The 21335-nt window shown below is 65.3% G+C and carries 17 protein-coding genes and 1 tRNA gene; 5 read left to right on the top strand and 13 right to left on the bottom strand.

Features of this window, described 5'->3' with window-relative positions; translation table 11 throughout:
• The 7 genes from FQU96_RS35100 to FQU96_RS35070 form a co-directional block, all read right to left on the bottom strand.
• Positions 1-760: hypothetical protein (locus FQU96_RS35100; RefSeq protein ID WP_146546063.1), on the bottom strand; the 760-nt coding region annotated here is incomplete at its 3' end.
• Positions 761-1015: 255 nt separating this feature from the next.
• A complete protein-coding gene (locus tag FQU96_RS35095) occupies positions 1016-2728 on the bottom strand; it encodes a heparinase II/III family protein (RefSeq protein ID WP_146546062.1) in 1713 nt (570 codons plus the stop codon).
• A 699-nt stretch (positions 2729-3427) separates the two neighbouring features.
• Positions 3428-4228: a C13 family peptidase gene (locus tag FQU96_RS35090; protein WP_178130930.1), complete on the bottom strand. Its 801-nt coding sequence runs from the start codon at positions 4226-4228 to the stop codon at positions 3428-3430.
• Positions 4229-4700: 472 nt separating this feature from the next.
• On the bottom strand, positions 4701-5222 hold the full coding sequence (locus FQU96_RS35085; protein WP_178130928.1) for a Zn-ribbon domain-containing OB-fold protein: 522 nt from the start codon (positions 5220-5222) through the stop codon (positions 4701-4703).
• A gap of 205 nt (positions 5223-5427) precedes the next feature.
• Entirely contained in the window at positions 5428-6684 is a 1257-nt protein-coding gene (locus FQU96_RS35080) for a hypothetical protein (RefSeq protein ID WP_146546059.1), read from the bottom strand.
• A gap of 295 nt (positions 6685-6979) precedes the next feature.
• Positions 6980-8416, bottom strand: a complete 1437-nt coding sequence (locus tag FQU96_RS35075) for an ATP-dependent endonuclease (protein ID WP_146546058.1) — start codon at positions 8414-8416, stop codon at positions 6980-6982.
• On the bottom strand, positions 8413-9534 hold the full coding sequence (locus tag FQU96_RS35070; RefSeq protein ID WP_146546057.1) for a DUF262 domain-containing protein: 1122 nt from the start codon (positions 9532-9534) through the stop codon (positions 8413-8415). Before FQU96_RS35070 ends, FQU96_RS35075 begins: the two co-directional genes overlap by 4 nt.
• A gap of 664 nt (positions 9535-10198) precedes the next feature.
• Between FQU96_RS35070 and FQU96_RS35065 the strand changes: the two genes are divergently transcribed.
• The 3 genes from FQU96_RS35065 (at position 10199) to FQU96_RS35055 (ending at position 13076) form a co-directional block, all read left to right on the top strand.
• Positions 10199-11194, top strand: a complete 996-nt coding sequence (locus FQU96_RS35065) for a HipA domain-containing protein (RefSeq protein ID WP_178130926.1) — start codon at positions 10199-10201, stop codon at positions 11192-11194.
• A complete protein-coding gene (locus tag FQU96_RS43210; RefSeq protein ID WP_146546055.1) occupies positions 11166-11921 on the top strand; it encodes an HIRAN domain-containing protein in 756 nt (251 codons plus the stop codon). The genes FQU96_RS35065 and FQU96_RS43210 overlap by 29 nt, the downstream gene beginning before the upstream one ends.
• A gap of 195 nt (positions 11922-12116) precedes the next feature.
• Positions 12117-13076 carry a hydroxymethylglutaryl-CoA lyase gene (locus tag FQU96_RS35055; protein ID WP_146546054.1) on the top strand — a complete coding sequence of 320 codons (960 nt, stop codon included), beginning with the start codon at positions 12117-12119 and terminating at the stop codon, positions 13074-13076.
• A gap of 188 nt (positions 13077-13264) precedes the next feature.
• On the opposite strand, the gene FQU96_RS35050 is transcribed toward FQU96_RS35055, so the two are convergent.
• Both FQU96_RS35050 and FQU96_RS35045 read right to left on the bottom strand, forming a co-directional pair.
• Positions 13265-13816 (bottom strand): hypothetical protein, encoded by a 552-nt coding sequence (locus FQU96_RS35050; protein WP_146546053.1) that lies wholly within the window; start codon positions 13814-13816, stop codon positions 13265-13267.
• Positions 13817-14120: 304 nt separating this feature from the next.
• A complete protein-coding gene (locus tag FQU96_RS35045) occupies positions 14121-15449 on the bottom strand; it encodes an FAD-binding oxidoreductase (protein ID WP_146546052.1) in 1329 nt (442 codons plus the stop codon).
• 140 nt (positions 15450-15589) lie between these two features.
• On the opposite strand from FQU96_RS35045, the gene FQU96_RS35040 reads away from it, so the two are divergent.
• Positions 15590-15922 carry a hypothetical protein gene (locus tag FQU96_RS35040; protein WP_146546051.1) on the top strand — a complete coding sequence of 111 codons (333 nt, stop codon included), beginning with the start codon at positions 15590-15592 and terminating at the stop codon, positions 15920-15922.
• Positions 15923-16287: 365 nt separating this feature from the next.
• Here the strand turns inward: FQU96_RS35040 and FQU96_RS35035 are convergent, their stop codons facing one another.
• The 4 genes from FQU96_RS35035 to FQU96_RS35020 all read right to left on the bottom strand — a co-directional run bounded on the left by FQU96_RS35035 (position 16288) and on the right by FQU96_RS35020 (position 20729).
• The gene (locus FQU96_RS35035; RefSeq protein ID WP_146546050.1) at positions 16288-16689 is read right to left on the bottom strand and encodes a hypothetical protein; all 402 of its coding nucleotides are present in this window, start codon (positions 16687-16689) and stop codon (positions 16288-16290) included.
• A gap of 224 nt (positions 16690-16913) precedes the next feature.
• Positions 16914-17870 (bottom strand): DUF6282 family protein, encoded by a 957-nt coding sequence (locus tag FQU96_RS35030; protein ID WP_146546049.1) that lies wholly within the window; start codon positions 17868-17870, stop codon positions 16914-16916.
• Between the two features lie 443 nt (positions 17871-18313).
• Positions 18314-19600, bottom strand: a complete 1287-nt coding sequence (gene metK / locus FQU96_RS35025; protein WP_146546048.1) for a methionine adenosyltransferase — start codon at positions 19598-19600, stop codon at positions 18314-18316.
• A gap of 367 nt (positions 19601-19967) precedes the next feature.
• Positions 19968-20729: an SDR family NAD(P)-dependent oxidoreductase gene (locus tag FQU96_RS35020; protein ID WP_146546047.1), complete on the bottom strand. Its 762-nt coding sequence runs from the start codon at positions 20727-20729 to the stop codon at positions 19968-19970.
• A gap of 342 nt (positions 20730-21071) precedes the next feature.
• Here FQU96_RS35020 and FQU96_RS35015 point away from each other — a divergent pair.
• A tRNA-Gly gene (locus FQU96_RS35015) sits at positions 21072-21146 on the top strand.
• The last annotated feature ends 189 nt before the right edge of the window (positions 21147-21335 follow it).

Genomic DNA, 21335 nt, shown 5'->3' with positions numbered 1-21335 from the left:
CGCCCTCGAGCTGCAGCGCACCGCCGGCCCCGCCGTCCACCGCACCGGCGATCAGGCGACGCAACGCCGCCGACGGCGCCGCCCCGCGCGCCACCACGGTGCCGTCCCGCAGCAGGATCGGGCCACCGGCGGCATGCATCTGCCGCGCGCGGCGATTGGCGAAGGCGACGGCGCCCGAACCCGACAGCACGACGACACCGACCGCCAGCTGGTCGAGCGCCGCGAAGGCACCGGTGACCAGCTGCTGATAGCCCTCGACCCGTAGCTGAAGCTGCAGGGCACGGCGCATGTGGGGCGTCAGCCGCTCGAGGGACGACCGGTCGTGCGACGTGAACGGCCCCTGCGCCGGCGAGCGGAAGATGTTGAAGGCCGCGAGGCATTCGGGCTGGGTCGACAACGGCACCACCGCGACGTGGGCGATATCGTAGGGATGCAGCACCTCGTCCCAGAACGGGGTCCGCCTCAGGCGATCCGCCGGCAGGGCCTCGTCGACGAAGACGATGTCGCCCGCCGGCCGCCCCGGCACCACCTTCATGAGAGGGTTGTGGAAGTGACGGTCGCAGAACGTGCGCGCCGAAGCCGGGTCGTAGCGGCCGAGATGGTTCCACAGCACGCGCTGCTGCGGAAAGGAAACACCCATCAGCACGCCGCTGCTGCTGGCCAGCGCGTCGGCGATTCCCGTCAGAGTCGCACGCCAGGCCGGTGGGCTTGCCACCGTGTCGTAGATGCGATCGACCAGCGCATCGAAGCGCGCGAGCATCGGCCGTCCTCCCCTGAAGACAGGTACTTTCCCTCATGCGCATCGCGGCGTCATCACCCGATCGGGTGACAGGAATTCCCCACGAGCAAGAGAGGGGGGCATGGTCCCTTCTCCCGCGAGCGGGAGAAGGTGGCTACCGCGCAGCGGTAGCCGGATGAGGGCCCAAGGACGCGGCGCCTTGTCCGTAATCCCTCACCCTCCCATCGCGCTGCACGCGATGGGCCCCTCCCTCTCCCGCCAGGCGGGAGAGGGGTTTCAGCCCTCGACCTTGGTGAAGGCCCATTTGACCTTGGCGCCCTCGGGACCCAGGCCGCCGACCAGGGCGATCTGGGCAGTGCGGCGGGTGCGCTGGCCGTCGCCCAGCCACACGCTTTCGGCCAGGGTCATGGTGGCGCCGCTGGCGCGCACCTTCCAGCCCTGGCCCGACGGCAGGCGCAAGAGCGCGCTGGCGCCGGACTGCGCCAGCGAGGCCTTCACGTCGGGGTGCAGGTGGAAGCGGATGGCGAACTTGCGGCCGCTGGCGGTGGGCTTGATCGGCTTGCCGTCGACCCCCACCAGGTTGTCCTCGCCGCGCAGGTCGCCGCCGTCGGCGGCCAGCCACAGCCGGCGCCGGTGCGTGACGCCAAACAGCGAGCGATAACCGTCGTGGCTGGCCTCCAGCCACGTGGCGCCGTCCTGCTCGGCGCGCATCGCCTGCACGTTGCTGGCGGGATATTCGAGGCCGCCGCCGAGGATCAGCTCCGAGGAGTTGGTGTCGGCGATGATCGCCGTGGCGTGCGCCGCCGTGAAGCGCATCATGTAGCGCCAGTCGTCGGTGAGCCCGGCATAGGCGCCGCAGTTGCCGAACACGCGCTCCGACCCCACCGAGAACTCGACCGACAGGGTGCCGGCGTGGGTCTCCAGGTCCATGCCCTTGCCCGGCGGCGTGCCGGCATCGGCCACCACCAGCGCCTGGCCGGCGGCCAGCCGCACGAAGCCGCCCTGCGGCGCATCCAGCGGCGCCCGCGCGCCGTTGCCCGAGCGCGCCAGCACCAGGTCGATGGCGGTCGGATCGCCGGCGTCGGACCCGTTGAACAGCGCCAGCCCGCCATCGCCGTGGCGCAGGAAGCGCAGCATCGGCGCGGCGCGGTCGATGGCGTCCTGCAGCGCCGCCGGCGCCGGCCGCTCGGCCGACACCAGCACGGCGCGGATGTCGATCAGGTCGCGCAGCGCCTGCACCTGGGCCTGCGGGCTGCGGTCGGCGATGGTGCCGTCGGGCAGCACGATGCGCGGCAGCGCCGCGGCCAGCCGGCTGATGGTGCGCGCCAGGCGCCGCTCGCGGTTCTGGTCGCCGCGCACGAAGGCGGCGTCGACGACGGTGGCGGCCTTCAGCGCCGCCAGCCCGCGCGCGCCGACGATGCCGGCGCCCAGGCGCCGCTCCAGGTGGCGGCGCTGGCGTGCCAGGCTGTCGACGAAGCGCCCGGTGAAGTCCGACGGCGCCTCGGCGGCCAGGAAATCGTAGTGACGGATCCAGTTCACGACCCGCGTCGCCAGCACGTCGTCGCGCCAGCCGATCGGCGACCAGCGCGTGTTGGACGCCATCCAGTCCTCGACGCAGCGCATCGCCAGCCGGGCACCGTCGGTGCCGCCGTGGTCGCGCAGGTCGCGCAGCCAGTCGAAACTGTGCAGGCCGGCCAGCCAGGCCGGATCGGCGCCGGGCCGGTGCCAGGGATCGGGCGCCAGCGCGGCCGAACGGCCGGCGATCGCCAGCTTGCCGGCCAGCAGGGCCTCGGCCCGCGCCGCATCGCCGGGCCACGGATCGGGCGCCACGGCGAGGAACGCCGAGGGCGGCCGGCCGCGCAGGGACAGGCTGTAGAGGGGGGAGCGGTACCAGACCTCGCGCGCGGCCTGGCCCAGCGCGCGCACAGGGGTGACGGTGCTGTCACCATCCGTGCCCGGCGTCTGCGGACTTGGCGCGCTTGTGGCCATGAGGCTTGCCGCTCCGGTCATACCCACTCCGACTCGGAGATCACCGCCGCCGCCGACAGGGGGAAGCCGACGACGACCGGCACCGCCGAACAAAGCGGCACCGTCGTGTCAGGTAACATCTGGGGGACTCCGGGGCAAGCCATCGGGGCTGCAACAAAATTGGGCTCCGCCCTCATCCTGAGGAGCCGGCGCAGCCGGCGTCTCGAAGGATGGGCTGCGGCCTCGTTCGTCCGTTCCAGCCGCTGTCGCACCGTTCGTACGATAGCCCACCCTTCGAGACGCTCGCTGCGCTCGCTCCTCAGGGTGAGGTTGGTGCCATGCGCCCGCCATGCCCCCTTGGGGGACAGTTCAGGAAGGGCTGGCAGAAAGGGCAGATACGGCCAGAGAGTCGATTGGGCGTGTGATGCCAAGGGCTTGCGCGGCGGGACTCAGCGCGGCCAGGCGGTGGCAGAAAGCGGCCAGTTACGGCCAGAAAGTCGGGTCATCGCGGCACCTCAGAGTGGTGGGTATGCGCGAGATGGGATGTTCTCGTTTCAAAGACAAGCGGAACGAAAATAAACATTTCAGACAATAGAAAAGGCGCCGGAGCAGAAGCTCCGGCGCCTTGTGTTCCCTACGGCCCTCTGGGCGGCCCCGAGAGGGCGCTCGGGAAAACAACGTCCGGAAGGGCGGGCGAGACGCCCGCGCTCCCAGGGAGAACTAGAGGCGGCCCGGCAGGGCGAGGTGGCTGACCTGCGAACCGAACCAGGCCTGCGGCTCCGACGACGCGACGCCCAGCGCGCGCTCGCGCTCGTCGACGCAGAGCCGGGTGCGTTCGAAGACGTCGCGCCAGGTGCGGGCGCCGGCGTCCATCGCCTTGATCATGCAGCGGTCGAAGTTGACGTAGCGGTCCGTCGTGGTGGCGCCGTACGAGACCTTGCCGCGCGCCGAGGCCGTCAGGATGATGCGGTTGTCGCCGGTCAGCGCCGAGGTGATGAACGTGCCGGTGTCGCAGCCCGACAGGATCAGCACCGTGGGCCGCTCGCCGCACTCGGCGTCGATCATGCTGGAGAGATCGCGCGGGCTGAGGTAGCCGCGATCGGCCGACAGGTAGATGCCGCGGCTGTTGGCGTGCGAGGTGATGAAGAACAGGCAGACGTCGTTGGCGCCCGAGCCCAGCGACTTCATGGCCTGGCGGATCTCGCGGCGCCGCGCGCTGGGCACGCGATCGTCGGCCGCCGGGCCATGCGACTGCAGCACCGCGACCCGCTGCACGCCGTGCTGGCGCAGGCGGGCGGCGATATCGTTGGCGGCGTTGTTGTAGCCGTCGATCAGGTGGTTGCCGCCGACCAGCAGCGCCTTCCAGGCCGACGCCGACTGGGTGGACGATGGCTGCGCCGCGGCGGTGCGGTCGGCCGAGCGATAGACCAGGGGCTCCGACGCGCGGGACGCCACGTTCTGCGCCGATGCCACACTGCCGACGGCGGTGGCGAACAGGGCAGCGAGTCCCGCGGTGCACACGGAGCGCACCAAATACACTAAAGAATTCATTGGCTTAAATGCCTACACAAACAATATGGGTCAGAGTTTTCCTTTCCTGATCCAGTTGCTCAAGTCTGAAACCATCCATTCCGGCGCGGATATTCTGATTTCGCGGTCGATTCACGAACGACGAACGCCGCGACCAGCGCGGCGTTCGGAGTCCGGACGAAATGGGGTGAATCGCCGGAGTTCGCTCGCCCGGCGGGAGCGGCGAGTGTCCGAGGAGATGTCCCTTCTCCCCGCGTAGGCGGGGAGAAGGTGGACGCCGCACAGCGGCGGCCGGATGAGGGGCTTCCGCGGCGCTACGACCAGACGCGATTTTCGTTGGCACCAAACGCGATCTGTATCGAGACCGCGAGGCCCCTCATCCGCCCTTCGGGCACCTTCTCCCCGCCTGCGCGGGGAGAAGGGTTTTCCTCCCTCTCCCCGCTCTCGCGGGGCGAGGTGGTCTCTATTCCTCCGGGTAGCGCCAGGGGTTGGGGGGTTGCTTGGCGGCCTCGTCGATCGTCCATTGCGGCAGGGCGAGGCCGGGGGTGACGTCGCTGAAGACCATGCGCACGCGCGTGCCGATGCCGACGCCGCGCACCATGTCGGGCGGCGCCAGCACGCCATCGGGCGTCACCAGGTTGCCGACCACGCGCAGGGCCTCGTGCTCGCTGGGCTTGCCCTTCTGGGTATCGAGGTCGACCAGCAGGATCATGTAGGGCGTGTGCTTCTTGAACGCCGGCTGGATGGCGTGGTGCACCTCGGTATAGGAGTGCACGGCGCCGCGGCCGTCGACCGGCACCCACGTCGACTGGGGGCTGGCGCACCACGGGCACGCCGTGGTCGGCGGATAGCGCAGCAGGCCGCACGCCTCGCAGCGCTGCAGGTGGAACTGATGGTCGGCGCAGTGTTTGAAGTACGCCAGGTTCTCGACATCGAGGTCGTTGATGTCGAGCGGCATGCCGAGATAGTTGGCCTGGATCGCCATGGAATGTCTCTCCTCCCCGTTGGGGGCATTTTCAATACCTTCCCCCGCTTGCGGGGGAAGGTGCCCGCTTCGGTACTTCGACGCTTTGCGTCGAAGTACCTGAGGCGGATGGGGGGCGCCTGATATTGACTCCGTCTGGCCGCCAGGCACCCCCATCCGGCGCTACGCGCCACCTTCCCCCGCGAAGCGGGGGAAGGTAGTTCCATCACCCGCGCCGCATGACCATGGCCGAGCCGGTGCCCGGCATGGCCCAGCCGAGATTGGCGCTCACCTCGCAGTTCTTGACCTGCCGGCAGCCGCCCTCGCTGTAATCGTAGGTGTGCTGGCGCTTGCCGTCGGGGCCGACCGGACAGGAATCGTCGGCGTCGTGGCGCAGCTGGCGCACGTTCTCGACCACCATGTTCACGCCGTGGGTGTAGCCCTCGCACAGGTGGCCGCCGCTGGTGTTGTTGGGGCGCCGGCCGCCCAGGCGGATGGTGCCGTTGCTGACATAGTCGCCGCCCTCGCCCTTCTTGCAGAAGCCGTAGTCCTCGAGCTGCAGCATGGTGGTGAAGGTGAAGGCGTCGTACGAGCCGGTGACGTCGACGTCCTCGGGACCGACACCGGCGTTGGGCCACAGGATCTCGCGCGCGTAGTGGCCGGCGACGGTCGAGATCGGGCCCGCCTGGTAGTGCATATCCAGCCGCGGCTTGCTGCAGCGGCCCACCACGCCGCGGATCAGCACCGGGTGGTTCTTACAGTCCCGCGCGCGCTCGGCGCTGGTGATCACGATGGCGGTGCCGTTGTCGGTCTCGACGCAGCAGTCGAGCAGGTGCAGCGGCTTGCAGATGATGCGGCTGGACAGCACGTCCTCGACCGTGAGGCGCTGCTTGTAATAGGCCTTGGGGTTGTTGGACGCGTGCTCGCTGTGGATCGCCTTCACGGCGGCGACCTGCTCGGGCCGGGTGCCGTAGTCGTACATGTGGCGCAGGAAGGTGGGGCTGAACATCTGGCCGGCGCTCTGCCAGCCATAGGCGCGGCCATGCAGCATGTCGCCCGTTACAGGCGCCACGGCGCGCGCGCCGGTGCCGCCGATGCGCACCTGCGAGAAGCCGTTCATCGCGCGGAAGATCACCACGGCCTTGCACATGCCGGCTTCCATGGCGCCGATGGCGAGCCCGATCAGCGCCTCGGTCGAGGAGCCGCCGCCGAAGACGTCCATGTAGAAGTTCAGCCGCATCCCCAGATCGCCGGAGATGAACGTCGAGAACGTCGAATCGCCGGACTGGTAGGACAGCATGCCGTCGACATCGCCGGGCTTCAGCCCGGCATCGGCGATGGCGTTGCGCACCGCCCAGGTGCCGAGCGCGCGCGTGGAGATGCCGGAGCCGCGCGTGTAGGTGGTCTCGCCGACGCCGACGATGGCGTACTTGTCGCGCAGGTATTTCGGGCTTGATGTGTCGGTGTCAGCCGGCAGCGGCACGGTGATCCTCCCTCGCGTTACGCCGCGCGCGGCAGCGGCGGCACGGTGACGATAGACAGGATCGGGCGGCGGTGTGCTCCGGCGCTAGTGCAAGGCTGGTGTGCTGGCCGCGATGCGGAAGGCTGACCTCGGCCTACTTGGGAGAGATTGATGGCCCGTTCTTTTGACGAGAGCCAATATGGCGAGTGTAATAACCGATTAATCCAAATGCCATGAACCTCTATCTGCAGGTCAGAGAGCCCTGAAGCATACCTAGCATCTCTTCCCGCGTGCAGCTGAGCAAGAGCATGACCCTCTACCTCCTCGCTTTGTAGAGGGGCACCATCGCCTCCACGGTCGCTCGCGCCGCCGCTTCATTGCCGTCTAACCGGAGCCATATCCGGATCAGTGTGGTGAGGAGCTGTTCTTGCGACTGTCCAAAATGCCGGCATAGCCCTGCGTACCAATCGTGGTGATCGGCACCTTTCAATTGGAAGAGTACTTCGCCCAAGTCCGGCCTGTTGAGAATTTCCTTCATCCTGTCTCGATTCTCTTCAAGCATTTTGCGAAATATTACTTCTATTGCTTCCTCTCCCGGAAGAAAAACGGCCCGTTCTTTTACTTCTTCGGGCACCTTCAATCTGACATCCCCGTCAAAAAGACCAATCATGCCAATATGAGTTATTCCAGCTGACTCTCTTATCGCATTTACAATATTGCCGTCGCCCTGTTTATCAACAATCTCCGTGCGCCGAGCGAGGTCCGGCCGGAACGCCTGAAGCAAAAAACGAGCGAACTCGGCACCGGCTCTGTCTTCAACAAAAACAACCGTGTCGGTCATAGCTTCGACACCAAGTGTTTCCAGCAGCGCCGGCGAAGGCTGACCTCTGACCACCTCAATCCCTTTCTCAGAGCGATACACAAAGATAAGGTTATCATCATCTAGCTTAGCGACAATCCTGGATGAGTGCGTCGTCAAAACGATGGTGCGCGCTTTGGCAATGGATACCCACACCAAGAAGTCACAGAGCGCGCTCTGCGAGCCGGGCGAAAGATGACACTCTGGTTCCTCGATCAGGATTAAAGAATTCTCCGGTGAGCGGATTAGCGCCCACCACAGATAGAAAATAGCGAATTCGCCACCTCCCATTGCTCGACTATCGTATGAACTCCCATCGAGCGTTACCTCGAAGTAGGGAATGGTGTCATGATCACGTCCTTCAACTTCATATATCCGGACTTCCCGATAATCTCGCTTAGCCAAGTAATTCACCAAGGCGAGATCTCTGCCATCTAAGGCCTTGTCGCCAACACCGTTTATGAGGTCGGCTGCATTGTCGAACGTGCAAAGATACTGTTGCTGACTGGGCAGCGCGGAGGCTACATCCAAGTGGATGACTTCTACATCCACAGCGGTGCCTCCCGCCGGCTTTCCTTGCGAAAATGCTACGGTTGACGACTTCGCATTGCCGGCGAATTGATACTCGAGCGTCGCCCCGCCGCTGGGTAGCTTGTGAACCGAGATCGGATCGTCAGTGCCTTCTGGAAAAGCAGCGGCCCGGATGGCCCGCAAGAGGGTGGTTTTTCCTACGCCGTTGGGCCCACAAATAGCAGTCAATGGTGACTTGAAAGAAAATTCGGCCTGTCCGAGACTTGGGATGCCCTCGAAAGCGAAGCGTTGTAGTTGAAATTTCCATGTGTCGCCCCTGTCCCGAAGATGGCGGCGATAGTCTGCGATCTTGGCTGCTCTCACAACAGCACACCCCAGTCCTCGACGCTCACTGCATCGAAGACTTTGTCTTCAAATTTAGCATCGCGATCAGTCGCCATCTCGGTGAGAACTTGCTCTAGAGGATGGCTCGGAATTGACGCTGGCAAGTGGGTATTGCCGAGATGGAAGTAAGTGTACCAGAGTGCAAAGTCGCGAAGCATAACCGATGAGGCGTCCGTAACTCTAAGACTGGCCCGATCGTCAAAGACTGCAACTGCATCTGATACGTACGCACGAGATATCTTCGAGGCGTCAAAAAATTTGTCCATGAATGCGGTGTTTGGATCATCCGTCTGAAATCGCGCAAAAAATATGAGCCAGCTAAGTAGGCTTGCCTTGTTGAATCGCCAAGACGTACGAAGATCCCTAGCGTTGGAAAAATGCCTTATGCTTCGTCGAGCGCGACTGACCACATCTTGAGGGAACTCCGCTCTGTGCCGGAAACGCTCGGAGATGCGCGCTTCGGTACCTTTTACTCCGAAGTTGCCGGACTCAAGGAAAAACAGGAGCCGAGCAAGAATATCATCATAAGCCAAGCGAGCATTTGAAAAGCCAATGCTTCCCTTATCATTGCCGGTTGCCTCAAACCTGCGCACAAGCCGTTTGAGTTGCTCACGAGCCGGACCGTACAGTGCATTGCGCTGTTCTCCCGCCGTTAGTACTGTCGGCTGATTGAGCCTGTAAAATAGCTCGCTTGGCTCGTCAGGTTGATAGTCAGTGATACGAAAGCATCGCAATGCATACTGATTAACACGCCGCTTTGTCGTCGTATCCAGTGATCTATAGAATTTTCCTTGGAGCCCACGAATGGAATCATCGTGTGGTGTTACGTTGCCATCTATCGCCAGGCGATTCGCGAAGAAGTCTCTGATCGCCACAAGCCGCTGCTGGCCGTCGAGAACTTCGAGCCGATTGTCTTCAGTCACCACAAGGTGAATTGGGGGAATCGACCAACCCCTGAGGACGGTATCGATTAGCCGCTTCTTCTTCGATGGCGACCAAACCTCCTGACGCTGAAAATCGGGTTGTAAATCGATGTCACCACTTTCTATGCGGTCAACAATCGTCAGAAGGTCTGGTTCCCAGGAAGTAAGCTTCATCGAAATTTCATCCAACGACTCGGCTGCCACCACCTTCGGTGTTGCACAACTGCAATTCACACCGACGTATCAGAATACCACCAAGAAATAACAATCTGTAGAAATAACTGAAACGCCCAGTCGAGTTCTCCGACGCGCTTCCCCTATGGACTCATATGTTCGCGACCGCACTGAAGCCTTGCGACAGAATAGTGAGGCGAACAAATGTTCGCACGTTTCGAATTGGTTCTCAGCGAAGCCGGCGAAAGGCCGGGCCTTCGCGCTGACCGTCGGGAATGCAGCCCGTAGGTCGAGACGCAGTAACCCGGTTGTGGACCGGTCTACTCGAACCGACGGGGAGATACCTCCGGTCTCGCTGCGGTGTGTGAAGTCCCATCCAGCCGCGCGGCGGCGCGTCGCCGCCGCCGCTGCCAGCACGATCCCGTTCATGAGGGTGCCCAGCTTGTTTACTGTCAGGAAACCGCGCGCCCGCAGAACCGGGCGCGGCATTCATCTGGGTGAGATCACGCACCACACCAGTCGGCCAGCCCACCAGTGCGCGACGGAACAGCGGAGCTGGACTGCCCCATTACAAAGCGCCACTGTTGGTGCTGGGTGAGTCGGATCCAACCTCGCGGGATCGGAGGCTCTTGCCGGAAGCGCCACAATGCGGAGGCGGATGCGCATGATGACGCTGGACGACATGAAGCTACTGCGTCAGCATCCCTCAGAGGTGGTGGACTTGAACGGCTGGGACTTGGACGACGAGTTTCCGATCGGTCCCACCGGCGCAAAACCCAAGAGGATATTTATCTGTCCATCGCCGGCACCCCACGGATTTTTGATCGGTGGACATCGCTACCTTTTCAAAGAGCCGTCAGGTCCGTACGCCATGCAGATATGGTCGGAGGTGATCGCCTATGAGTTGGCAAAGCGCGTGCACGTTCTGGTGCCCCCGGCATTCCTCGCACGGGCGCCCGGCAACGGAAGCCCTGGTGTCCTTATTGAGTTTTTTTATGGCTATAAGGACCGCCCTCCAGCTCGCTTGATCAGTGGAATTGACCGCCTTCAGGCACGCGGTTACCCCATTAGCTACAAACGAGGGAGCCTCAAGGACAACATCAATGTCTGCCGCGGTCAGGCGGCTCCAAGTTGGCGGTCGTGGTGGGCTGAGACAATTGCCTTTGATGCTCTGATCGGGAATACAGACCGGCACTCCGAAAACTGGGGCTTTCTCGCCAATACTGGCCCGCACGGCGGCATGACTTTCTCAATGGCCCCAGCATTTGACAACGGAACAAGCCTCGGGTTTGTCACTCGCGAACAGGATCTGGAGCAAGCGCTCTCGGAAGCTCGCTTCCTGCGGTTCATCGAACGAGGTTGTCATCACTATGGCTGGACATCGGCGGATCGTGCCAGCGCCCAGCACGTGGCGCTCTGCCGTTCCCTGGTGGCGCACGTCACTGGTACCCGCGCAACGATGCGGCGGGTAGCAACCGTTTCAGACGCAAATTTTGATGAGATCGTTTCATGGTGTAGAGAGTTTAACTATTCAGTGCCGTTTAGTGCACTTCGAGCTAGGTTCGTCGCAACCCAACTTCGGGCGCGGCGAAACTCCATATTGAAAACTCTAGCTGAGGGAGTTCAGGGCCATGGAACATTGGGTGGAGTACCCACCTAATCCTTCGGAACTTACCCTTGCATGGAGGGCACCAGATGGTGTCCTAGATCGGATGCGCTGGGCCGTCGGTGTATTGTCGAATGTCGGACCCACCGCTACTTTTCGATATCTGAGAAACGGCGAATTCAAGGCGGAAAACCGTGGAAAGAACCTTGCTCAGCTAACAGCGTCTGGCTTTAGGGGATACCCGACCTTTGATGCCGGAAGGAGCAAAGATGGCATTTTCGCAGAGGGTGTTCTAGAAGCCTTCCTAAGACGAATGCCTCCCGCAGCAAGACCAGATTTCCCCAAATACCTCGAATTGTATCGTTATCGGGGTATTCCCCTTGCTCCTATGTCGCTATTAGCGCTGACTACGGCAAAACTTCCCAGCGACGGATTCTCCCTCGTGGACCGGCTGGATCCACAGAGCGTAGCCTGTGATACGGTTCTTGAGATCGCAGGCTTCCGGTATCGGGAAACTGAAACAGCGTTCCTGCGCGATGGAGTGGAGCTTCAATTAATACCGGAGCCTACGAATCCGTATGATTCGAGTGCCGTAAAAATGGAGGCCTCTGGAGTAACCATCGGCTACGTAAATCGGCTTCAAACGCGCTCAGTCGCTATGTGGCTCAAGACACGAGTCGTCTCATGTTGGCTGCTGCGGCGTAGTGGACGCGGCCATTCACCTCTAGCTTTTGCCTTCATGAGAATGCGCAGCAATGAAAATCTTCCAATGACGAGTTGACTTTCTCTCACGCTGCTCGCTGCAATGATACGCTCCCACCTCAAATCCCTGTGCACTCCCGATACCAGACCTCCTGCCGCCACTTATGAAGCCCCCACAGGACCTGAGTGATGGGAGCTCCATGCGCAAATGGAGGGCATCCTTCTCTGATCTCTAATGAGGCGCAATAGTCTCCCGCCAGCATGGAGAGGCCCTATGTCCGACCTACCCGCCGCCATCCACATCCACGAAGAAGGCCCGCGTGAAGGTTTCCAGATCGAGCCGGGGCCGATTAGCGCGGCCGACAAGATCCGGCTGATCGAGGCGCTGTCGGAGACCGGGCTGAAATCGATCCAGGTGTGCTCGTTCGTCAACCAGCGCCTGGTGCCGGGCTGGGCCGATGCCGAGGACGTGGTGGCGGCGTTCCGCGCCACGCCGGAGGTCGCCTACTCGGCGTTGTGGTTCAACGACAAGGGCCTCGAGCGGGCGCTGGCGTTCCACGACAAGCTCGCGCTGTCGGGCACGATCTCGCTGTCGGCCTCGGAAGCCTTCAACCGCAAGAACCTGCACCGCAGCCACGCCGAGAACCTCGATGCAATGCGCAAGCAGACCCCGCTGCATTTGGCCAAGGGCGTGCCCGTCAGGCGCATCGGCGTCATGGCGGCCTTCGGCTGCAACTTCCAGGGCGACATCGCGCCGGCGCAGGTCGTGCGCACCGTGCGCGATGGGCTCGCGGTCGCGGCCGAGTGCGACATCGCGATCGACCGGCTGTCGCTGGCCGACAGCATGGGCTGGGCGACGCCGCTGCGCATCGAGCGCGTGGTGGGTGCGGTGCGCAGCGCCTGGCCGGACAAGGAGATCAGCCTGCACCTGCACGATACGCGCGGCATGGCGGTGGCCAACGCCATGGCCGGCCTGCGCCTGGGTGTGCGCCGCTACGACTCGACGGTGGGCGGGCTGGGCGGCTGCCCGTTCGCCGGCCAGAAGGGCGCGGCGGGCAACATCTGCACCGAGGAGCTGGTGATGCTGTGCGAGGAGATGGGCGTCGCCACCGGCGTCGACCTCGAAAAGCTGCTGGAGGTCGGGCGCATGGCCGAGACGATCGTGGGCCACCCGCTGCCCAGCGAGCTGCTGCATGGCGGGGCGCTGGCGGCGTTTCGGCGCGCGGCGGCTTGAAGGTGGAGACGCGATGCTGCTGGTGACGGGTCGGACCGCGTTGCTCCAGCGACGCTCTTCCGGCGAAAGCGCGGGCTTTCGCCGGCCGGCTCAAGATCATGAGCGCCGCTGGAGCGGCGCGGTCCCAGCCGTCGCCAGCAGCCTACTTTACTGAACCGACCAGCGGCGGGATGGCCGATGGCATGCGGTCAGAAATCCTTGTTCCCGCGCACGCCGTTCGCGCCGTCCTCGAAACCGGGCTTGAAAATGTCGGCGTAGATGGGCCGGCGTTGCAGCTCGATCCGCATCATCTCTATTTCGTCACGGCGCACCGTGCGGTCGTTCCTGGCGATGAGTCTCTGGGCCACGAGCCCGGCGACCTTGAATGTCGGCGGATCCTGCGGCTGCTTTTCGTGCATGTATTCACGGAACATCGCACCGGCCAGGTAGGCGCACAGCTCGTTGGTGACGCGCGACGTGCTGGTCTTCGTCAGATCCACCCAGGCATGCACGCTCTCGTGCACGATGGCGGCCATCTCGTTCATGGCCACGCCGAAGGTGGGATGCGGCAGGGAGAATTGATCCGGGTCCGGTTTGTAGGATGCACCAGCGCCAGGCTTCTGGGCCTCGATCACCACGCCGATGGTTCCCTGCTGTATCGCGTTCGCCACCCAGGCAAAGCTGAGCCCGCTGATCGTCACGCCCGGCATGGAGAAGTTGATCTGCTGGCAGGCCGGCCCCTTCAGAATATAGAGCATCATCCGCCGATGCTCCGGTGATGCTGGTGTCGATGGTTGTTCCATGCCCTGCCCTCATGCGGATCGCATGTCCGGCGGGAAGCATGGCACCACGGTCTGGTTGTGGCGTCCTTCAAGTAGAGGATGCGCCTCATCGGCAGGTAGCTCGCCCTCACGACAGTTATTGAGACTCGATGCTGCTGGTGACGGGTCGGACCGCGTCGCTCCAGCGACGCTCTTCCGGCGATCGCTCAAGACCATGAGCGCCGCTGGAGCGGCGCGGTCCCAGCCGTCACCAGCACCCTCTTCACTGAACCGCGAAGTGCCTCTACAGCATGCCCACCGGCTCGAGCGGCCGGCCGTCGATCAGGCGGGCGTGGCCATAGTTGGCCGGGTCGACCAGGGGTGAGTCGCCGGTCACGATGTCGGCGGCCAGCCGGCCGGCGGCGGGGCCGATGCCGAAGCCGTGGCCGCTGAAGCCGGTGGCGAGGAAGAAGCCGGGCAGCGCGTCCACCGCCGAGATCACCGGGATGGTGTCGGGCGTGGAGTCGATGGTGCCGCCCCACGCTTCGGCAATGGCGATGCCCTGCAGTTCGGGATGGGACACGACCAATGACGCGAGCGCGGTGTTGACCAGCGTCATGTCGGGCGCGGGATCGCGCACGCGCTCGGCCTCGAAGGGCGAGGGCTGGTCCAGACGCCAGCCGGCGCCGCGCGTGAGCTGGTCGACGAACGCGCGGCCCAGCGACAGCTTCAGGCCCTTGCGGGTCTGCCGCCAGGTCGGCCAGAAGGCGCGGGCATACCGGAAGAGATCGGGCGTGAGTTCCACCGTGCCGCGGCCGCGCAGCGCCACGGTGTAGCCGCCGTCGAGCCGGCGGCGGATGCACCAGGTGTCGCCGCCCAGCGCGCCCGGCGTGATCTCCGGCGCCGGCGTGGTGCGGCAGGCGGTGGCGTTCACCAGGCCGATCGGCAGCTCGATGCCGTGCCGCCGGCAGAACAGCGACGACCAGGCGCCGCCGGCGAGCAGCACCGCCGACGTGCGGATCGGCCCCCGCTCGGTGATCACGGCGCTGACCCGGCCGGCCGCGGTCTCCAGCCCGCGCGCGGCGCAGTCCTGGTGGATGCTGATGCCGTGCCGGCGGGCGGCCTGCGCGAAGGCGGGCGCCGCGAGCGACGGCTCGGCGCGCCCGTCGCTCGGCGTGTGCAGGCCGCCGAGCCAGGTGTCGCGGTTGGCGGGCAGGCGCTCCGCGATCTCGGCCGGCGACAGGATGGCGGAATGGACCTGCTGTTCGCGCGCGATGGTGATCCATTTCTCCCACGCCGCCAGCTCGGCGGGATCGCGGGTCAGGAACAGGATGCCGGTGCGGCGGAAGCCGACATCGGTGCCGCTTTCGGCCTGCATCGACTCCCACAGCCGCAGCGACTCGCGCGCCAGCGGGATCTCGGTGCGGGCGCGCCGCTGCTGGCGGCACCAGCCCCAATTGCGGCTGGACTGCTCGGCGCCGACATGGCCCTTCTCGACCAGCGCCACCGCATGGCCCTTGCGCGCCAAGTGCCAGGCGGCGCAGACGCCGATGATGCCGGCGCCGATCACCACCACGTCGGCCGCCGCGGGCAGACGGTCATCGCTGGCAATGCGCTCGACGGGCGGGGACATGGCGGGCTCCTGGGGAAGGACGATGACCGGGGCCGCCACCGCCACGGCCCGAGCCTGACCCACGGTCCCAGGATTGTCACCGCATCCATCGGCGCCGTCGCGCGTTATGTCCCGATCACCACCACGAACAGGAGACCGGGATGCCCGATCGCGCCAACGACACCCTGATATCGCTGCACACGACGTCGCTGCACGGGGGCTGCGCCGGGGCCGGTCGCGGCGATGCCGCGGGAATGTCGAGGGCGAGCGGCCTGGGGCGATGGGCCGGTGTACTGGCCGCCGGCGGCCTGGTGCTGTCGCTGGCGGCGTGCGGCGGGCCCAGCGTGCAGGCCGGACCGACGGGCGGCGTGATGAAGAGCGGGGATGCCATGGGCGCCCAGGAGGCGGCCCTGAAGCACTGCCGCAAATACGGCAAGAGCGGCCGCATCACCGGACCGCTGGGCGATGACACCTACAGCTTCGTCTGCGAGTAGCGGCGCTGGTCGCGGGCACCGCCTTCATTTTGAGCGTCGCGAGGGGATCCGAGTCACGTCAGATGGCGCAGCTCACTGTCGTCCTGAGCGACGCGAAGGACCCCGCGGTGCCCATATCAGCACTGCTGGACCTGATGATCACCCGTGCCAGCGTTCTTTGAACGATCCACTGCGAGGTTCTTCGCTGCGCTCAGAGGCTGTGATCTTATCGCCGCGCGCTGTCATTCCGAGCGTAGCGAGGAATCTTTCAGCAGTTTTTCACGCCGTTCGCGGCCGAAAAGATCCCTCGCTACGCTCGGGATGACAGTCGCGACTGACCTTCGCGCTTTCGCCTTGATGCGGGCAGGCTGCCCGCGCGCCCAGGCTCAGCTGCTGCGGGTTTCGGGCGTGAGGTCGAGCACGCCCCACTCCTGGCGCTGGCGGTGCGGCTGCAGGGCGACCCGGTAGGTCTGCTGCTCGCTGCCGGACATGAAATTCACCTTGGCCTGCCATTCGCCGGGGCGCGTGTGCGTGGCCGAGCAGGTCTCGCCGCGCAGCTGCGGCACGTTCATCGCCTCGCGCACGGCCTGCTTGGCGAGATCGCAGATGCGCGCCTCGGTCACCGGCGGGTCGGACGGGGTGAGGCCGGGCCCAGGGCCCGACGATGGCGGCGGCGGCGCGGTGCGGCGCGAGCCCTGGCCCGGCAGCATGTCGCCAAGCGAGCCGCAGGCGGCGAGCGCGAAGACGCTGGCGGTGAGGATGAGGGTCTTGAGAGGCGTCGTTGTCATTCGGGGGCGTCGATCCAGGTCGATGGCGCTGTTGTCGCGATCGCTCGTGTCGGTTTTGAGGCAATGTCGGGCTGGGGTGTCGAGACGCGATGCCGCTGGTGACGGGCCGGACCGCGTCGCTCCAGCGACGCATCATGAGCGCCGCTGGAGCGGCGCGGTCCCAGCCGTCACCAGCACCGCTCGCAACCGGTCGAACCACCGCAGCTTCCCACTGCTGAACTGCTTCAGTTCAATCCCAGCAGCTTGGCGGGGTTCTTGCGCATCATGGTGTCGATGTCGGCGTCGGAGAGGCCTTCCTTCTTCATCGCCGCGATCGCCACCTCGAGCCCGTCGGGATGGGTCATGTTGGCGCTCTGGCCGAGGTCGGAGGAGATCACGATGCCCTTGGCGCCGAACGCCTTCACGGCGTCGCCGACATGGCGCGCGTTGACCTGCTTCCAGTGCAGCAGGAAGGGCAGCGGCGCGCCGGGGCCGGCGAGGAACTGCAGGAAACAGACCTCGATCATGGCGCCCAGCTCGACCACCTGCTGCGCCTGCTCCATCGTCAGGCCCGGCACGTTGGTGAAGCCGTGGGTGACGATCATGTTCTTCACACCCAGCTCATGGCCGCGCTTCACCACGGCCAGGATCTCCTCGGGGTGGATGTGGCCGGTAGCCAGCACCAGGTTCTCGCGCGCGACGATCTTCAGGATCTCCTCGGTCTGCGGCGTCACCTGGCCGCCCGGCGCCACCACCAGGCCCTTGGCGTCGGGACTGGAGAAGGTCTTCACGTGCTTGTCGGACTCGAAGGTCGGCAGCCATACCACCTTGCCGCGGCTGCCATAGACGCGGTGCATCCACTCGACCGCGGCCGGGTTCACGCCGCCCACGGCGTTGTTCAGCACGATGCCGCCGAACACCTCGATGCCGGGCACCACCTTCATCACCAGCGCGGCGCGGCTGGCGGTCTCGCTGATGTGGTTCTTCAGCACGATGCCCCGCATGCCGCGCGCCTTGGCAAGCTGGGCGACATCGATGTCGTCCATGTTGCGGCCGAACACGTCGGGGTGCGCGTGCACGTGCATGTCGATCACGCCGGCCGCCGGGCTCACCTTGGGCGGCGGCGGCGGAAAGGCCGATTGCGCGAATGCCTGGCCACAGGCGAGCGCCAGCGCGGCGGCGAACAGCAGCCCTGTCCTCATGCGTCCCTCCCTCTTGGGCGCGTGGATGATCGTCGGCGTTTTGTTTTTTGGATTGTCCGGACGCGACTACGCGGTGTGCGGGACAGCGCGCGAGCATAGGGCGGTTCGGTCGTGGCGCCAACGCAAGACAAGATTCACCACGGAGACACAGAGGGCACAGAGAAGATCCGCGCGCTACGAACGCACAGTCCTTACTCGGTTGGTTGCGGCAGTTCGATCACACGCTGGGGCGCGCCACCCATAGACAATAGCCCACGTAAACAGCCACCCCGCGCTGTCATCCCGAGCGCAGCGAGGGATCTCGTGGGAATGGAGTCTCCGTCCGCAGGAGATCCCTCGCTGCGCTCGGGATGACGGTGCGAGCGGAGACAAGCCTTAACGCAAACAGCCGGGACATGCCCGGCTGCTGCTCCTGATGCGGGCGGGACGCCCGCGCTCCCAGGTTACTTGGCGGCGAAGGCGCGCTTGAGTTCGGGGACGAGGTCGATCTTTTCCCAGGAGAAGCCGCCGTCGGCGTCGGGCTGGCGGCCAAAATGGCCGTAGGCGGCGGTGCGGCGGTAGATCGGCTTGTTGAGCTTCAGGCCGCGGCGGATCGCGGTCGGCCGCAGCGGGAAGATCTCGGCCAGCACCTTCTCGAGCTTGCGCTCGTCGACCTTGCCGGTGCCGCGCGTGTTGACGTAGAGCGACATCGGATCGGCAACGCCGATGGCGTAGGCGACCTGGATCTCGCACTGCTCGGCGAGACCGGCGGCGACCACGTTCTTGGCGAGGTAGCGGCAGGCATAGGCGGCCGAGCGGTCGACCTTGGTCGGGTCCTTGCCCGAGAAGGCGCCGCCGCCGTGCGGGGCGTAGCCGCCGTAGGTGTCGACGATGATCTTGCGGCCGGTGAGACCGCAGTCGCCGTCGGGACCGCCGACCACGAAGTTGCCGGTCGGGTTGACCAGGAAGTCGGCGGCCTTGGTGGGCATCCAGCCGTCGGGCAGCGCCGAGGCCACCGCCTTCTGGATCATCTCCCGGATCATGGCCGAGGTGTAGGTCTTGCCGTTCTTGTCGTGCTCGCGGTGCTGGGTCGAAACCACCACCTTGGCGGCGCCGGCGGCCTTGCCGTCGACGAAGCGCACCGAGACCTGGCTCTTGGCGTCGGGCAGCAGGTCGGGCAGCTCGCCCGAGCGGCGCTTCTCGGACAGCACCTTCAGGATCTTGTGCGAGAAATAGATCGGGGCCGGCATGAACGAGCCCTGCTCGTAGACCTCGCTGTCGGTGCAGGCGAAGCCGAACATCAGGCCCTGGTCGCCGGCGCCTTCCTGCTCGCCGAGGTTGTCGCCGCCCACCTTGGCGTCGACGCCCATGGCGATGTCGGGCGACTGGCCGTGCAGCAGCACCTCGATGTCGGCGCCGTCGTAGCTGAAGCCGTCCTGCTCGTAGCCGATGTCGCGCACCACGTCGCGCGCCACCTGGGCGATCAGGTCACGGTTCATCACCGCCTGGCCGCGGTACTTGCGCATGTAGGGATCTTGCGCGCGGCACTCGCCGGCGATGACGATCTTGTTGGTGGTGGCCAGCGTCTCGCAGCCCAGGCGGGTGTTGACGGCGCTGTTGTCCTCGATGCCCAGCTTCAGGTCGTTGGCGATGAAGGCATCGAGGATGGCGTCGGAGATCTGGTCGCAGACCTTGTCGGGATGGCCTTCGGAAACGGACTCGGAGGTGAAGAGGTAATCCTTGAGCGCCACGGCGCGTCACTCCTTGCTCATCGTTCTGGACCGGGGTGATCGGCCGGCAAGCGCCGTACGACCGCTTAGCCTGTGGTGACGCGGCGGCAAGGGGTCCCGAACTCCCCGCGGCCCCGCCGGGAACCCGGCGCGGCGGCCACTAGAAAGAGCGAAACCGGCGGAAAATCAAGGGCCTTCACATAAGGCCCGGTGACGGCGGTGGTGACTATGGGGTGACAGGTATGGGGGCTTCATACCTTCCCCCGCTTTGCGGGGGAAGGTGGCGCGCAGCGCCGGTTGGGGGTGCGCCTCAACAGACGTTGTGCCTGAAGGCCCCCCATCCGCCCTTCGGGCACCTTCCCCCGCCAGCGGGGGAAGGTAGGATGGACTATTTCGGGGCCATGCGGATGGCGCCGTCGAGGCGGATCACCTCGCCGTTGAGCATCGCGTTCTGCACGATGTGCATGGCGAGTGCGGCATACTCGGCCGGATCGCCCAGACGCGACGGGAACGGCACCTGGGCGCCCAGGCTCTTCTGCGCCTCTTCCGACAGGCCCATCATCATCGGCGTCAGGAACAGGCCGGGCGCGATGGTGCAGACGCGCACGCCGATCGAGGCGAGGTCGCGCGCGATCGGCAGGGTCATGCCCACGACGCCGCCCTTGGACGCCGAATAGGCGGCCTGGCCGATCTGGCCGTCGAAGGCGGCCACCGAGGCGGTGTTGATGATGACGCCGCGCTCACCGCCGGCCAGCGGCTCGGCCTTGGACATCTCCCACGACGCCAGGCGGATGATGTTGAAGGTGCCGATCAGGTTCACGTTGATGACCTGGGCGAACATCTCCAGCGCATGCGGTCCGTTCTTGGAGATGGTGCGCGCGGCGCGGCCGATGCCGGCACAGTTCACGGTGACGCGCGGGGCGCCCAGCTTGTCGACCGCGGCCTTCACCGCCGCCTCGGCGCTGGCGCCGTCGGCCACGTTGCACTTCACATAGATGCCGCCGAGCTCGGCCGCCTTCTTTTGGCCCAGTTCCTCTTGCAGGTCGAGGATCGCAACCTTGGCCCCAGCCGCCGCCAATGCGGAGGCCGTGGCGCCGCCCAGACCCGAAGCACCACCGGTGACAATGGCAGCATGGCCTTTCACATCCATGGGTGTTTTCCTTTCGTTAACCTGATGGCCCCGCGAAAATGACCGCGGCTTGTAGCAGATCGATCCGGCAGAGGCGAGACGCGGCGGCGGCAGGCCGCCACCCGGCTGCCGCACTGCGAGCCGCGGCAGGACGATCTACCCTTGGCACCAACCTCACCCTGAGGAGCGAGCGCAGCGAGCGTCTCGAAGGGTGGGCTACCGCACGAGCGGTGCGACAACGGACGGAACGAACGAGCGAGACCACAGCCCATCCTTCGAGACGCCGGCTACGCCGGCTCCTCAGGATGAGGGTGTGCAGGCGGTAGACGGTGGCGCGGGCGCTCCCTATAGTGCGCGCGGCGCGCGGGTGTAGCTCAGTGGTAGAGCATCGGCCTCCCATGCCGAGGGTCGCGGGTTCAAATCCCGTCGCCCGCTCCATCTTCCCGATCCGTTCTCATGGTCTCGAGCCACGGAGACAGACGGTCTCTTCGCAGGCGCGAGATAACTTTTGTGCCAGACGCATGTCCGGGCTTGATCCTTCGCATGCATTTTCCCTAAGTCGTTGCCTCGCGCCGCCGGTCCCGCCCCGTGGATCGCGCCCCTTGTTGTTCGAACCGTAAAAACCGT

Source organism: Reyranella sp. CPCC 100927 (genome assembly GCF_007859315.1).
In the GTDB taxonomy this organism is placed as follows: domain Bacteria; phylum Pseudomonadota; class Alphaproteobacteria; order Reyranellales; family Reyranellaceae; genus Vineibacter.
The sequence above is the reverse complement of the archived record's forward strand: the minus strand, read 5'-3'. Positions and strand labels throughout refer to the sequence as shown.